The 14284-nt window shown below is 71.8% G+C and carries 14 protein-coding genes; 6 read left to right on the top strand and 8 right to left on the bottom strand.

Features of this window, described 5'->3' with window-relative positions:
• Window positions 1–97: 97 nt before the first annotated feature.
• Window positions 98–1369 carry a D-alanyl-D-alanine carboxypeptidase gene (locus E6R18_RS30700; protein ID WP_240799907.1) on the top strand — a complete coding sequence of 424 codons (1272 nt, stop codon included), beginning with the start codon at window positions 98–100 and terminating at the stop codon, window positions 1367–1369.
• On the opposite strand, the gene E6R18_RS30695 is transcribed toward E6R18_RS30700, so the two are convergent.
• The gene (locus E6R18_RS30695; RefSeq protein ID WP_136320151.1) at window positions 1317–2273 is read right to left on the bottom strand and encodes a YihY/virulence factor BrkB family protein; all 957 of its coding nucleotides are present in this window, start codon (window positions 2271–2273) and stop codon (window positions 1317–1319) included. The two genes, E6R18_RS30700 and E6R18_RS30695, sit on opposite strands and share 53 nt — an antisense overlap.
• 140 nt (window positions 2274–2413) lie before the next feature.
• Between E6R18_RS30695 and E6R18_RS30690 the strand changes: the two genes are divergently transcribed.
• On the top strand, window positions 2414–3757 hold the full coding sequence (locus E6R18_RS30690; RefSeq protein WP_136320150.1) for an FAD-binding oxidoreductase: 1344 nt from the start codon (window positions 2414–2416) through the stop codon (window positions 3755–3757).
• A 47-nt stretch (window positions 3758–3804) separates the two neighbouring features.
• Window positions 3805–4611, top strand: coding sequence for a decaprenylphospho-beta-D-erythro-pentofuranosid-2-ulose 2-reductase (locus tag E6R18_RS30685; RefSeq protein WP_136320149.1), 807 nt, complete (start codon window positions 3805–3807; stop codon window positions 4609–4611).
• 7 nt (window positions 4612–4618) lie between these two features.
• On the opposite strand, the gene E6R18_RS30680 is transcribed toward E6R18_RS30685, so the two are convergent.
• The 5 genes from E6R18_RS30680 to E6R18_RS30660 all read right to left on the bottom strand — a co-directional run bounded on the left by E6R18_RS30680 (window position 4619) and on the right by E6R18_RS30660 (window position 8510).
• The gene (locus tag E6R18_RS30680; RefSeq protein WP_136320148.1) at window positions 4619–5209 is read right to left on the bottom strand and encodes a 2'-5' RNA ligase family protein; all 591 of its coding nucleotides are present in this window, start codon (window positions 5207–5209) and stop codon (window positions 4619–4621) included.
• A gap of 106 nt (window positions 5210–5315) precedes the next feature.
• Window positions 5316–6329, bottom strand: a complete 1014-nt coding sequence (gene trpS / locus E6R18_RS30675) for a tryptophan--tRNA ligase (protein ID WP_136320147.1) — start codon at window positions 6327–6329, stop codon at window positions 5316–5318.
• A 90-nt stretch (window positions 6330–6419) separates the two neighbouring features.
• Complete coding sequence (locus E6R18_RS30670) at window positions 6420–6887, bottom strand: hypothetical protein (RefSeq protein ID WP_240799906.1); 468 nt, start codon at window positions 6885–6887, stop codon at window positions 6420–6422.
• A gap of 4 nt (window positions 6888–6891) precedes the next feature.
• Window positions 6892–8070, bottom strand: coding sequence for a hypothetical protein (locus tag E6R18_RS30665; RefSeq protein ID WP_240799905.1), 1179 nt, complete (start codon window positions 8068–8070; stop codon window positions 6892–6894).
• A 179-nt stretch (window positions 8071–8249) separates the two neighbouring features.
• Window positions 8250–8510 (bottom strand): hypothetical protein, encoded by a 261-nt coding sequence (locus tag E6R18_RS30660; RefSeq protein ID WP_136320145.1) that lies wholly within the window; start codon window positions 8508–8510, stop codon window positions 8250–8252.
• 417 nt (window positions 8511–8927) lie between these two features.
• Between E6R18_RS30660 and rocD the strand changes: the two genes are divergently transcribed.
• The gene (gene rocD, locus E6R18_RS30655; protein ID WP_136320144.1) at window positions 8928–10133 is read left to right on the top strand and encodes an ornithine--oxo-acid transaminase; all 1206 of its coding nucleotides are present in this window, start codon (window positions 8928–8930) and stop codon (window positions 10131–10133) included.
• A gap of 36 nt (window positions 10134–10169) precedes the next feature.
• Here the strand turns inward: rocD and E6R18_RS30650 are convergent, their stop codons facing one another.
• A complete protein-coding gene (locus E6R18_RS30650; protein WP_136320143.1) occupies window positions 10170–11573 on the bottom strand; it encodes a PLP-dependent aminotransferase family protein in 1404 nt (467 codons plus the stop codon).
• Window positions 11574–11620: 47 nt separating this feature from the next.
• Here E6R18_RS30650 and E6R18_RS30645 point away from each other — a divergent pair, with 47 nt between their 5' ends.
• Window positions 11621–12109 (top strand): carboxymuconolactone decarboxylase family protein, encoded by a 489-nt coding sequence (locus tag E6R18_RS30645; protein WP_136320142.1) that lies wholly within the window; start codon window positions 11621–11623, stop codon window positions 12107–12109.
• A gap of 8 nt (window positions 12110–12117) precedes the next feature.
• Complete coding sequence (locus E6R18_RS30640; protein ID WP_136320141.1) at window positions 12118–12849, top strand: isocitrate lyase/phosphoenolpyruvate mutase family protein; 732 nt, start codon at window positions 12118–12120, stop codon at window positions 12847–12849.
• Window positions 12850–12925: 76 nt separating this feature from the next.
• Here the strand turns inward: E6R18_RS30640 and E6R18_RS30635 are convergent, their stop codons facing one another.
• Window positions 12926–13915, bottom strand: coding sequence for a malate dehydrogenase (locus E6R18_RS30635; protein ID WP_136320140.1), 990 nt, complete (start codon window positions 13913–13915; stop codon window positions 12926–12928).
• Window positions 13916–14284 lie beyond the last annotated feature (369 nt).

Genomic DNA, 14284 nt, shown 5'->3' with positions numbered 1-14284 from the left:
CGGCCGGCTCGGGCGGGGTGGTCCGTCCCGGCGGTGCGCCCGGCGGGTCATAACGTCGGTGCCTATTTTCACATCAACTGCATGTACGTTTTCGACCGTGCCAGCTCTCAAGAAGGCCGCGCTCGCGGTCACCTCTGCCGCCTTGCTGTCCGCTTTCGTCGTCGCGCCCGCTTCGGCGGCCGATAAGGACGACGCGCCCAAGCCTCCGTCGGGCATGTCCCAGGTCGGGGGCGAGCAGCTCGGACGGGCCGGCACCCAGGTCAACCTCGGCGCGGGCGCCCCGGTCCTGCCGAAGAAGCTGACGGGCCGGTCGTGGATGGTCTCGGACGCGGAGACGGGCGAGGTGCTGGCCGCGCACAACCCGCACTGGCGGCTGCCCCCGGCCTCCACGCTGAAGATGCTCTTCGCGGACACCCTGCTGGGGGACCCGGCGCTCCTGCCCAAGACGCGGGAGTACACGGTGAAGGACGAGGACCTCGCCGACCTCGGGGAGGGCAGCAGCCTGGTGGGCATCAAGGAGGACCTCAGCTACACGGTGCACGACCTGTGGCTCGGGGTCTTCCTGCGTTCGGGGAACGACGCGGTGCACGTGCTGGCCGCGATGTACGGCGGCGTCCCGAAGACGGTCGAGGCCATGCGGGCGCGAGCGGTCGAGCTCCAGGCGCTGGACACGAACGTGGTGTCGCCCGACGGGTACGACGCGCCGAAGCAGGTCTCCAGCGCGTACGACCTCTCGCTCTTCGCCCGCGACGGCCTGCAGAACGCGGACTTCCGCGAGTACTGCTCGACGGCGACCGCGCAGTTCCCCGGCGAGAAGAAGAAGGGCGAGAAGCGCGAGAGCTTCGGCATCCAGAACACCAACCGACTGCTCACCGGGGCCGACGGCGTCGACGCGTACAAGGGCATCGCGGGCGTCAAGAACGGCTACACGACGCACGCCGGCAACACCTTCACGGGCGTCGCCGAGCGCAACGGCAAGGTGCTGCTCGTCACCGTCATGAACCCGTCGTCCGACGAGGCGCACGCCGTCTACAAGGAGGCGGCCAAGCTGCTGGACTGGGGGTTCGCCGCGAGCGGCAAGGTCACCCCGGTGGGTGAGCTCGTCCCGCCGAAGTCCGCGGTGACCGGGACCGGTACGGACACCGCCGGCGCCGGCAAGGGCGCCGAGGCCGACGCGGCGGCCAACCCCAAGGGCGGGAACGGGCCGGACCGGGCGGCGCAGGCCGCGACCACCACCGAAGGCTCCAGCGGGGTCGGGATCGCGCTGGGCATCGTCGGCGGCGTGCTGGTGCTGCTGGCCGGCGGAGTGTTCCTGGTCAACCGGCGCTGGCCGCTGCCGGACCTGATGCGTCGCCGTCCCCGCCCGTGACCTCCCGGGCGGCGGGCGCGGGTTCCTTCTCCGCGTCCACCGCCGGATCGTCCTCCTTGCTCGGCGTCGCCGTCCAGGCGGCGCAGAACAGCAGCAGCTTCGCCGTGAAGTTGATCCACAGCAGCAGGGCGATCGGCACGCCGAAGGCGCCGTACATGCTCTTGGAGGCGACGCCCTGCATATAGCTGCCGAGCAGCAGCTTGAGCAGTTCGAACCCGATGGCGCCGAGCAGCGCGGCCACCACGAGCCGGCGCCTGGGCGGTTCGACGCCGGGCAGCAGGGTCAGCAGGTAGAGCAGCAGCAGGAAGTCGGCGGCCACGGCCACCAGCAGGGCGGCGATCCGCAGGAGCACCCCGCCCGCGCCGTTCTCGGGGATGTTGAGCAGGTCCGCGACCCAGCCGACGGCCACGGAGCCGACCGAGGAGATCGCGAGGGTCACCAGGGCCGCGCCGCCGAGGCCGAACAGCACCCCGGCGTCCTTGAGTTTGCGGATGACCGGGTTCCCCTCGTCCAGGTCGTCCCTCTCCCAGACCGCGCGCAGGCAGTCCCGCATCGAGCCGATCCAGCCGATACCGGTGAAGAGCAGCAGCGCGCCGGCCACCAGACCGACCGTCCCGGCATGGGCCACCAGGTTGTCGATGCCGAGCTGGTCGGAGATGCCGGGCACCTGCTCGGCGATCTTGCCCTCGATCTCGTCCAGCTGCTTGTCCGAGAGGAGCGCGGCACCGATCGCCGCGCCGACCGCGATCAGCGGGAACAGGGCCAGGAAGCTGATGAACGTGATCGCGGCGGCGAGCCTGGCCCAGTGCACCCGCACCAGCGTCTCGTAACTGCGCCAGGCGTGCGTCTCCGTCAGCCGGGAGACGAGTGGCCCGATGACGGGGAGTTTTTTCAGCCAGTCCATGACGTACGACTACCCTCCCCGCCCGCGAAAACCGAAGCCCGGTGGGCAGTGGAGGAGATGACGCACCTTCAATCACCCATTTCGGTGAGTGCTGTAACAAATCCGGCAAAGGTGTTTTCCCGGACGATACGGTCACCCTTATGTCTGTCGACACCGTGTCCCTGACCGGCTGGGGCCGCACCGCCCCGACGACCGCGCTGCGCTTCCGTCCCCGTAGTCACGAGGAGGCCGCGGCGACGGTGCTCGGCTGCGGGCCGCGCGGCTCGATCGCCCGCGGCCTGGGCCGGTCGCACGGCGACGCCGCGCAGAACGCCGGGGGCTCCGTCCTCGACATGACGGCGCTGGACCGCGTCCGGACGATCGACGCGGCGTCCGGGCTCGTGGTGTGCGACGCGGGCGTGACCCTGCACCGGCTGCGCGAGGTGATGCTGCCGCTCGGCTGGTTCCTGCCGGTGACGCCCGGCGGCCGGTACGTGACGGTGGGCGGCGCGATCGGCTCCGACGCCCACGGCGACAACCACCGCGCCGCCGGCTCCTTCTCCCGCCACGTGGCGGAGTTCGCGCTGCTCACCGCCGACGGCGAGGTCCGTACGGTCCGCCCGGGCACCCCGCTCTTCGACGCGACCACCGGCGGCATGGGGCTGACCGGGGTGATCCTGTCGGCCACGCTCCGGTTCCGCCCCGTCGCCACGTCGCTGATGTCGGTCGACACCGAACGGGCCACCGGACTCGACGACCTGCTGGCCCGGATGGCGCGGGGCGGCCGCCACGCCTACGAGTACGCCCGCGTCGACCTCACCGCCCGGGGCCGGGCGACCGGGCGCGCGGTCCTGGTCCGGGCGGACCACGCCCCCGTCCACGCGCTCCCGGCGCACGCCCGGCACGCACCGCTCACCGTCCGCGCGGCACGCGGCCCCGCCGCCCTCCCGCTCCTGCCGGGTCTGCTCGGACGGCTCTCCGCCGCCGCGCTCAACGAGGTCGGCTACCGCTCCGCGCCCCGGTCCCGCACCGGTGAACTCCGGCCGCTCTCCGCCTTCTTCCACGCCCTGGACGCGACGCCCCACACCCACCGCGTCTCGGCCACGGGCGGTCTCGTGCACTACGAGTTCCTGGTCGGGCACGGGCAGGAGGAGACGCTGCGCCGGATCGTCGGGCGGATCGCCCGCAGCCGCTGCCCGTCTTTCCGGGCCGTGCTCAGGCGGTTCGGCGCGGGCGGCCCCGGCTGGCTGTCCTTCCCGGCGCCCGGCTGGAACCTCGCCCTCGACCTGCCGGCCGGCCTGCCGCGCCTCGCCCGCTTCCTCGACTCCCTGGACGAGGAGGTGGCGGCGGCGGGCGGCCGGGTCTGCCTGACGGACGACTCCCGGCTGCGCCCCGGCGCGCTCGCCGCGATGTACCCCCGGCTGCCCGCGTTCCTGGCGCTGCGGGCCGAGCTGGACCCGAACGGGGCGTTCCGCTCCGACCTGTCCCGCCGGCTGTCCCTGTGAACGGCGCCCCCGTCCCACTCCCCCCTTCCCCTGTAAGGAGCGTTCCCGTGAAGGATGCCTTCGGTGCCCCGCAGTCCCTGCTCGTCCTCGGCGGCACGTCGGAGATCGGGCTCGCCACGGCACGCCGCCTGATCGCCCACCGCACCCGCACGGTCTGGCTGGCCGGCCGCCCCTCCCCCGCGCTGGACGCCGCAGCCGACGACCTGCGCGGGCGCGGGGCGTACGTGCAGACCGTCGCGTTCGACGCCCTGGACACCGAGTCCCACGAGACGGTCCTGGGCAAGATCTTCACCGAGGGCGACATCGACATGGTGCTCCTCGCCTTCGGCATCCCGGGCGACCAGGAACGCGACGAGGAGGAACCGCTGGCGGCGGTCAGGGTCGCCCAGACGAACTACACCGGGGCGGTCTCCGCCGGGCTGGTGTGCGCCGGCGCGCTCCAGGCGCAGGGGCACGGCTCGCTGGTGGTGCTGTCCTCGGTGGCCGGTGAGCGCGCCCGGCGGGCGGACTTCATCTACGGGTCGAGCAAGGCGGGCCTGGACGTGTTCACCCAGGGCCTCGGCGACGCGCTGCACGGCACGGGGGTGCACGTGATGGTGGTGCGCCCGGGGCTGGTGGTGCCGGACGCGGCGGCGGTCCGGGGAGCCGGGGCCCGGGGGACTGCCGGGGGCCCGCTCGCGACGATCCCGTTCACGCGCACGCCGCTGGTGACGACGCCGGGTGCGGTGGCCGACGCGATCGTGACGGGGCTGCGGCGGCGGTCGGAGACGGTCTGGGTGCCGGGAGCGCTGCGCGCGGTGATGTCGGCGCTGCGGCACGTGCCGAGGCCGCTGTTCCGCCGCCTGCCGGTATGAGGAGTCCCTACGGCTGGAACGAGGGCGCGTCGAGGGAGCTGCCGCTCTGCGCGGGGACGGCGGGGCTGATGCCGCCCGCTCCGAACGGGAACTCGTTGATCTTGCGCCAGACGAGGTCGGGGCCCTGCTCGTACAGGGCGAAGGAACCGCAGGTCCAGGACGCCTCGTAGTCGGCGAGCTCCGCGTACGCCCGGTCCATCGCCGCCTCGGGGATGCCGTGTGCCACGGTGACGTGCGGGTGGTACGGGAACTGGAGCTCGCGCACCAGCGGGCCGGAGGCGTCCCGGACCCGCTTCTGGAGCCAGGAGCAGGCCGAGGCGCCCTCCACGACCTGGACGAAGACCACCGGCGAGAGCGGGCGGAAGGTGCCCGTGCCGGACAGCCGCATCGGGAAGGGGCGGCTGCCGGTCGCGATCGAGGCGAGGTGCGCCTCGACCGCGGGCAGGCAGGCCGCTTCCGCCTCGGTCGGCGGCAGGAGGGTGACGTGGGTGGGAATGCCGTGTGCGGCAGGGTCCCCGAAGCTCGCGCGCCGCTCCTGGAGCAGGCTGCCGTAGGGCTCCGGGACCGCGATCGAAACGCCGAGCGTTACGGTCCCCACGTCGTTCTCCTCAATCCTCGGTGGTCTGTTTTCAGCCACGGACGGCCGCAAGCTTCCCGCCGCCAGTGTGCCGCCTGCGAGTGCCTCGCCGCCAGGGTCCTTGGACTCAGTGCTTCGCCGGGAGAAGGCCCATCCGGTCGTACGTCCGCGCCAGGGTCTCGGCGGCGACGGCCCGGGCCTTCTCCGCGCCCTTGGCCAGGATGGAGTCCAGCGTCTCGGTGTCGTCCAGATATTCCTGGGTGCGGGTGCGGAAGGGTGTGACGAAGTCGACCATGACCTCGGCGAGGTCCGTCTTCAGCGCGCCGTAGCCCTTGCCCTCGTACTTCTGCTCCAGCTCCGGCACCGAGGCGCCGGTGAGCGTCGAGTAGATGGTCAGCAGGTTGCTGACGCCCGGCTTCTCGGCCCGGTCGAAGCGGATCACCGTGTCGGTGTCGGTGACGGCGCTCTTCACCTTCTTGGCGGTGGCCTTCGGCTCGTCCAGGAGGTTGATCAGACCCTTCGGGTTCGCCGTCGACTTGCTCATCTTTGACGACGGGTCCTGGAGGTCGTAGATCTTCGCCGTCTCCTTCAGGATGTACGGGTCCGGGATGGTGAAGGTGTCGCCGTAGGTGCCGTTGAACCGCTCGGCGAGGTTGCGGGTCAGCTCCAGGTGCTGGCGCTGGTCCTCGCCCACCGGGACCTGGTCGGCCTGGTAGAGCAGGATGTCGGCGACCATCAGCATCGGGTAGGTGAAGAGGCCGACCGTGGTGCGGTCGGCGCCGTGCCGGGCGGACTTGTCCTTGAACTGCGTCATCCGGGACGCCTCGCCGAACCCGGCCAGGCAGTTCATGACCCAGCCCAGCTGGGCGTGCTCGGGCACATGGCTCTGGACGAAGAGCGTGCAGCGCTCGGGGTCGAGCCCGGCGGCGAGCAGCTGGGCGACGGCGAGCCGGGTGTTGGCACGCAGCTCGGCGGGGTCCTGGGCGACGGTGATCGCGTGCAGGTCGACCACCATGTAGAAGGCGTCGTGGGACTCCTGCAGGGCCACCCACTGGCGCACCGCGCCGAGGTAGTTGCCGAGGTGGAACGAGCCTGCGGTGGGCTGGATTCCGGAGAGCACACGGGGACGTTCAGAGGCCATGGAAGTCATTGTCTCAGGTGCGCGGGCCATCTCGGGCAGCCGGTGGAGGAAAGGCGCGAGGACGCCGAGGACGTGGCGCGGTCCGCGTTCTCAGCTCCGCTGCCCCTGGCCTGTGGGGGGCAGGACGACGCCTTTGAGGGCCTTGGCGACCTGCGGGGCGAACACGGGATACCTGACCCAGATGAACCAGTTGCCCGCAGCCACGATCGTGTGCTTGTACACCTCGCGCCCGGCGGCGATGGAGTCGCCGATGTCGTCACGGCTGAACCTGGCAGGGTCGAGTACCTGGATCTCGTTCTCCACCTCCGTGCCCATGATCTCGGCGACGCAGTCGAGTCCCGAGCCGAAATTCGCCCGTGCGCGACGCAGAAGCCTGCACTCGAGCCCACCGTCACCCATGGCCTCCATCACATCGTCCGCCGTGGCAAACACCGGCTCCGTGGGAACACTGCTGGGCATCGGAGTGCGCGGACGGGAACCCTTGGTCTCCGTCGGGCCACAGGCAGTGAGGCCGACAGCGAGAACGAGGGCCGCGAGAACGAAGCTCGTCTTCTTCATGTACTCAGTTGTTCCCAGGGGGTGTTGGCGCCGGCCCGGGGCTGGGTGACGGCGTTCCTGGTTCCGGGTCACCGCTGCCGGTCCCTGTCGTGGGACCGCCCGCCGCGTAGACCGGCTCGATGGAAACATGGTGTCCGGCGGGTGTGTCCGACTCCAGTTGCCGGATCGCCTTGGCGCGCTCTTCGTCGCTCAGCGCCTCCCAGGCCATCGCGTCGTCGAGGTGGGGCTCGAGCCTGTCCCAGTTCTCCCCGCGGACCTTGATGTCGGCGCCTCGCGCTCCGGACTCGTCACCGTACTGCTCGTTCTTCTCCCGGACGTCCGGGGTGTCCGCGGCATAGAGCGTGAACAACTGCTTGTCGGTCTCAGCACCGTAGGGCTGCCCCTGCAACTCCTTGAGGTGATAGGCGCTCAGCCGGACGTCCTCATCGGGATTCTCCTCGATGTACTTGGTGAGCTGAGAGTCGTTGAGGTCCGCGAGGTTTGTACCGTCCGAGAGCATGAACGCTCCCCGATTGTTCGCGATGACCGCCCTGGCGGTCTCCAGCTTCATGTGCGTGATGCCGAGCGACTTGTCCGGCTTGACGGTCTGCTGGAGGGTCCAGTCGAAGAACCGGCCGAACGAGCTGAGCGGCCCGCGCAGACTGGGGTTGTGGTTCTGGTACCACTGCTGCTCCTGCCAGATGATGGCGAGCAGTAGTTTTCTGCTCATGCCCGTCTCGCGGGCGGCTCTGTCCACCGCGGCCAGCTGGGCGGGCGACACGTTGACCGGGTGCAGCCCGTCCGTTCCACCGGCCAGACGCAGCGCGATGCTCAACGGGCTGTCGCCGTCGAGCGCCTCCTTGACGAGCTTGGGGTCGGCTATGTCCGTGAGACCTTCGACGGTCCGCAGGGCGCGTGCCGCATCGACGTCGGCACGGCTCGCCTTCGCCAGGGCGTCGTCGATGATGCCCTGGGCATGCAGCACTGGTTCCAGGTGCCCCGTGCTGCCTGCCGGTACGGCCACGGTCTTGGCCAACTGCACCCGCCCGCTGTCGTCGACCTTCAGCTCATGGGTGCGGGCGTAGTCGAGGGCGCCGGTCAGGTCCCGCTGTGCGTCGGTGATGTCGTCGGCCAGGCCGTCGTAGGCCCTTGCCATGGCGCGCAGCGCCATGGACGCCGCTTCGTAGTCGTCGGCGTGCTTCACGAAACGGCCGCGTGCCGCGCGCCCGGTGTCTCCCACCCAACACTGCCCGAGTGTGGAAGCGACTTCGTCCCGGGCATAGGAGCTGATGCCTTCGCATTGCTTCGCGGCTGCGATTGCGTCGTCGGCGGCATCTCGCCACTTACCGGGCTGGGCGCTGCTCAGCTCGCTCACGGAAACCATCAGGCGTCCTCCAGCCAGTCGGCCTGGGCCCTGAGCCGCTGGGCAAGGGACACGTCTTCGCTGATCTGGCTGTCCATCGCCTTGGTCAAGGCGGCGGCAGCGTCCTCGACCAGGTCGCTGAGTCCGTGCAGATGCCTCTGCCAGGCGGCCACGCAGTCGTTGCTCGCGGCACCGGCGAACCACCCGGAGTGCAGCTTCCCCACCGCTTCCGCGTCGTCGAGCTTCGACTTCTCATTGGCTTCGGAGCTCGCCGTACGCATTCCGGACGCCTTGGTCCGTATCGGCCCGTCCGCCAGTCCTAAATCCGTGCCGGTCACATTCCAAGCGGTAAGGGGTCCGGGCTCGGCAGAGGCAAGCCGCATCGGAGCCGCCTCCTCGCGAGGCACCGCATCCGCCTTGAGCCGCGTCCCGTCCTCCCTGAATGACATGCGTCCCCCTTTGCATACGCATCACCGACTGCGGAGTGATGTAACGCTACCCGCACAGTCTGTAGGCACAAGAAGCCTTTCGGCCTCGGACTGCGGGAGGCCCGGACATCGGCCCACGCGCCACCCGCATCCCGGCAGGGGAAGACGCGGGCGCGCCGCGAAGTGGAGGTTTCCTCGGTGGGGATCCGACCGACGATACAAAGTGGGCACACCCCGGCCCGCACCGCACGACGACCGAACGGAGATCCCGTGTCGACCACGGAGAACGCCATCGCCTGCGCCGAGGCGCACAGTGCGCACAACTACCACCCGCTGCCCGTCGTCGTCGCCACGGCGGACGGGGCCTGGATGACCGACGTCGAGGGCCGGCGCTACCTCGACATGCTCGCCGGATACTCGGCGCTCAATTTCGGCCACGGCAACCGCCGGCTGATCGACGCGGCGAGGGCGCAGCTGGAACGGGTGACGCTCACCTCGCGGGCCTTCCACCACGACCGGTTCGCCGATTTCTGTACGGGTCTGGCCGAGCTGTGCGGCATGGAGACGGTGCTGCCGATGAACACCGGGGCGGAGGCCGTGGAAACGGCCGTGAAGACCGCCCGCAAGTGGGGCTACCGGGTCAAGGGCGTACCGGACGGCATGGCGAAGATCATCGTCGCCGCCGACAACTTCCACGGCCGGACGACCACGATCGTCAGCTTCTCCACGGACCCCGAGGCCCGGGCCGACTTCGGCCCGTACACGCCGGGCTTCGAGATCGTGCCGTACGGGGACCTGACCGCGATGCGGGAGGCCATGACCGAGAACACCGTGGCGGTGCTGATCGAGCCGATCCAGGGCGAGGCGGGGGTGCTGGTGCCGCCGCCCGGCTACCTCCCCGGCATCCGGGAGCTGACCCGCGAGCGGAACGTGCTGTTCATCGCCGACGAGATCCAGTCGGGCCTGGGCCGGACCGGGAGGACCTTCGCCTGCGAGCACGAGGGCGTCGTGCCGGACATGTACCTCCTCGGCAAGGCGCTCGGCGGCGGGGTGGTGCCGGTGTCGGCGGTGGTGTCGTCGGCGGCGGTGCTCGGCGTGTACCGGCCCGGGGAGCACGGCTCGACGTTCGGCGGCAACCCCCTCGCCTGCGCGGTGGCCCTGGAGGTCATCGACATGCTGCGCACCGGCGAGTACCAGCAGCGGGCCGCCGAGCTGGGCGACCACCTCCACCACGAGCTGGGCCTGCTGGTCGGCGGCGGGCCGGTGCGGGCCGTACGGGGACGGGGGCTGTGGGCGGGCGTGGACATCGATCCGGACCGGGGCACGGGCCGGGAGATCTCCGAGAAGCTGATGGAGCGCCGGGTCCTGGTGAAGGACACGCACGGCTCCACGATCCGGATCGCCCCGCCGCTGGTGATCGCCAAGGAGGACCTGGACTGGGGCCTGGAGCAGCTGCGCGAGGTGCTGCGCGGCTGACCGGCCGCCCCGCGCGGGGCGGGCCCCGCCCGCCCCCTACGGCAGCACCCGCAGGAGCGCGTCCAGCGTGCCCGCCCAGGCGCTGTCGGTCGGGGTGCCGTAGCCGATGACCAGCGCCTCGCGCCGCAGTTCGGCGTCCGGGTGGCGGAAGTGGGCCAGGCCCTCGACCGCGAGGCCCTGCCAGGCCGCCGCCCGTATCACCTCCGCCTCGCCGCCCTCCGGGAGTTCCAGCACGGCGTGCATCCCGGCGGCGATCCCGCTGACCCGGATGGCGGGGGCCCGTTCCGCCAGGGCCGCGACGAGCTGGTCGCGGCGGTTGCGGTAGCGCAGCCGCATGGAGCGCACATGCCGGTCGTACGCGCCCGAGGCCAGGAATTCCGCGAGCGTCAGCTGGTCCAGCGCGCTGGATGACCAGTCGCTGAGGCCCTTCGCGGCGGTGACCTCGCCGACCAGGTTCCGCGGCACCACCATCCAGCCCAGCCGCACCCCCGGTGCCAGGGACTTGCTGGCGGTGCCCAGGTACACGACGTGTTCGGGGTCCAGGCCCTGGAGCGCGCCGACCGGCTGGCGGTCGTAGCGGAACTCCCCGTCGTAGTCGTCCTCCAGGATCAGCCCGCCGGTGCTCCGCGCCCAGTCGACCGCCGCCGCCCGCCGGTCGGGGTGGAGCGGGACCCCGGTCGGGAACTGGTGCGCGGGCGTCAGGAGCACCGCGCCCGCGCCCCGCAGCGTGTGCAGTTCGCCGGTGCGGGAGCCGAGGTGGTCGAGCGGCAGGCAGGGGGTGCGCAGCCCGGCCTCGGTGAGCAGGCGGGTGTGCACGTCGAGGCCGTACGACTCGACCGCCGCCTCCCGTACCCGGCGCCCGCGCAGCACCTTTCCCAGCAGCATCAGGCCGTGCACGAAGCCGGCGCAGACCACGATGCGTTCGGGGTCCGCGTACACCCCGCGCGCCCGGGCCAGGTACTCGGCGAGGACCGTGCGCAGCTCGATGCGGCCGCGCGGGTCGCCGTAGCCGAAGGCGTCGTTGGGGGCGGCGGACAGGGCGCGGCGGGCCGCCTTCAGCCACTCGGCGCGCGGGAACGTCGCCAGGTCCGGCGAGCCCGGCATCAGGCTGTACGCCGGGGCGGTGCGGGGCGGGCGGGGGCGCGGTGCCTTCGCCGTCGCCGGGCGCGACTCGGCGCGGCGCGCCACCCGGGTGCCGGAGCCCTGGCGGGCGGTGAGCCAGCCCTCGGCGACCAGTTCGGCGTAGGCGTCGGCGACGGTGTTGCGGGCGATGCCGAGGTCGGCGGCGAGCGTGCGGGAGGACGGGAGCCTGGTCCCGGGGGCCAGCCGGCCGGTCCGGACCGCTTCGCGCAGGGCGTCCATCAGGCCGGCCCGCAGGCCGGTCGCGCCGGTCGGGTCGATGTGCAGGTCGGCGCCGAAAGTGGCCCGCTGATCCGTCATGGAAATGGACCATACCGGTGCGCCACTGGCCGCGTAGCTTCTTCTGTATGACGACGAACGAGTACTGCCCCGAGCACACCCCGCGCATGACCTGGTCCGAGCACGCCCCCGACGTCTACAAGGCGATGGCCCGGCTGGAGGCCGCCTCCCGCAAGGGCACCGACCCGGTGATCGCCGAGCTGGTGAAGATCCGCGCCTCGCAGCTCAACCACTGCGCCTTCTGCCTGGACATGCACACCAAGGACGCGCTGGCGGCCGGCGAGTCGATGCAGCGGATCGTCCAGCTCAGCGCGTGGGAGGAGTCGCAGCACTTCTACACGCCGAAGGAGATCGCCGCGATCGAGCTGACCGAGGCGGTGACCGTCCTGACCGACGGTTTCGTGCCGGACGAGGTGTACGCGCGGGCCGCGAAGCACTTCGGCGAGGAGGAGCTGGCCCACCTCATCGCCTCGATCATCACGATCAACGCCTGGAACCGGTTCGCCGTGTCCACCCGCATGGTCCCGGGCCACTACACGCCCGGCGACCACCGCTGACCGGCGCGATGACGGCATCCGGCCTGCGGGCCCTGCACCACGGCCGCGCCCCGGGCGACCCGCTGGTCCTCCCCGGCCCGTGGGACGCGGCGAGTGCCCGGGTCTTCGCCGACGCGGGGTTCCCCGCGCTCGCCACCCCGAGCGCGGGGGTCGCGGCCTCGCTCGGGTACGAGGACGGGCGGACGCCCGCCGCCGAGATGTTCGCGGCGGTGGCGCGGATCGCCCGGGCCGTGTCCGTACCCGTGACCGCCGACATCGAGGGCGGGTACGGGCTGGCGGCCGGCGAGCTGGTGGAGCGGCTGCTCGCCACGGGGGCCGTCGGCTGCAATCTGGAGGACACGGCGGACGGTGTCCTGGTGGACGCCGCACGGCAGGCGGACCGGCTGGCCGAGGTGCGCGCGGTGGCCGGGGACGCGCTGTTCGTGAACGCCCGGGTCGACTGCTACGTCACCGGCGTGCCGGACGGTACGGACCCGGCGGCGGAGACCCTGCGCCGGGCCCGGCTGTACGCGGCGGCGGGCGCGGACTGCGTCTACCCGATCGCCGCCCCGCCGGAGCTGTTCGGCCGGCTGGCCGAGGCCCTGCCGGGGCGGCCGCTGAACGCGCTGGCCCGCCCGGAAGGACCGGGCCCGCGCCGCCTCGGTGAACTGGGCGCGACCCGGATCACTTTCGGCCCCGGCCTCCAGCGCCGGGCCGTGGCGGCCGTGCGCGGGATCGCGGACGAACTGCGGAAGGTCTGAAGGCGGCAAGCAGCACGCCCCCGGCGGCCAGACGGCTGCCGGGGGCGTGTGCGTACCCGCGCGGGCGGGCGGTGGATCAGATCAGGCCGAGCTCGCGGACCGCGTCGCGCTCCTCGGTGAGCTCCTTGACCGACGCGTCGATGCGCGCACGGGAGAACTCGTTGATGTCCAGGCCCTGGACGATCTTGTAGGTGCCGTTCTCGGTGGTGACCGGGAAGGACGAGATGATGCCCTCGGGGACGCCGTAGGAGCCGTCCGACGGGATGCCCATGGAGGTCCAGTCGCCCTCGGCGGTGCCGTTGACCCAGGTGTACACGTGGTCGATGGCGGCGTTGGCGGCGGAGGCGGCCGAGGACGCGCCACGGGCCTCGATGATCGCGGCGCCGCGCTTGGCGACGGTCGGGATGAAGGAGTCGGCGAGCCACGCCTCGTCGTTGACGAGCTCGGCGGCGTTCTTGCCGGCGACCTCGGCGTGGAAGATGTCGGGGTACTGGGTGGCCGAGTGGTTGCCCCAGATCGTCAGCTTCTTGATGTCGGAGACGGCGGCACCGGTCTTGGCGGCCAGCTGCGAGATCGCGCGGTTGTGGTCCAGGCGGGTCATCGCGGTGAAGCGCTCGGCCGGGACGTCCGGGGCGGCGGCCTGCGCGATGAGCGCGTTGGTGTTGGCCGGGTTGCCGACGACGAGGACCTTGATGTCGTCCGCGGCGTTGTCGTTGATCGCCTTGCCCTGCGGCTTGAAGATGCCGCCGTTGGCGGAGAGCAGGTCGCCGCGCTCCATGCCCTTGGTACGGGGGCGGGCGCCGACGAGCAGGGCGACGTTCGCGCCGTCGAAGCCGACGTTGGCGTCGTCGGTGATCTCGATGTTGCGCAGCAGCGGGAAGGCGCAGTCGTCGAGCTCCATCGCGGTGCCCTCGGCGGCCTTCAGCCCCTGGGGGATCTCCAGGAGACGCAGGTTGACCGGCACGTCCGGGCCGAGCAGGTGGCCGGAGGCGATGCGGAAGAGCAGCGCGTAGCCGATCTGGCCGGCTGCGCCGGTCACGGTGACATTCACGGGAGTGCGGGTCATGGCGATCTCCGTTAGACAGCTGGCGGTGGGGGCTCCTGGCCCCTGGTGCGGGACATCCCTGAATCTTGATGTGAAGAGATATCCGTCGGTCAGGCTATCCGACCCGGAACCCCGCGGCCGCCCGGCCCCCCGTGGCATCGCGCACAACCGGTCACTCCCCGCTCACGGGGACGCTTCGGCCGTGCGGCCCTTCGCACCGGCCGGTCATGGTGCCGTTCAGCCGGTCAGCAGCAGCACGACGACGACCAGCACCACGGCACAGGCCGCGGCGGCGATCAGGACCGGCCCGGGGCGGCGGCGGGCCCGGGGCGCGGGCGGCGGCCCGCCGAGGCCCGCGACGTACGCCACGTCGGGCGGCAGTCCCCGGCC

It is taken from the genome of Streptomyces sp. A1277, assembly GCF_004795015.1.
Lineage (GTDB): Bacteria > Actinomycetota > Actinomycetes > Streptomycetales > Streptomycetaceae > Streptomyces.
This window is presented reverse-complemented; position numbering and strand designations above follow the sequence as displayed.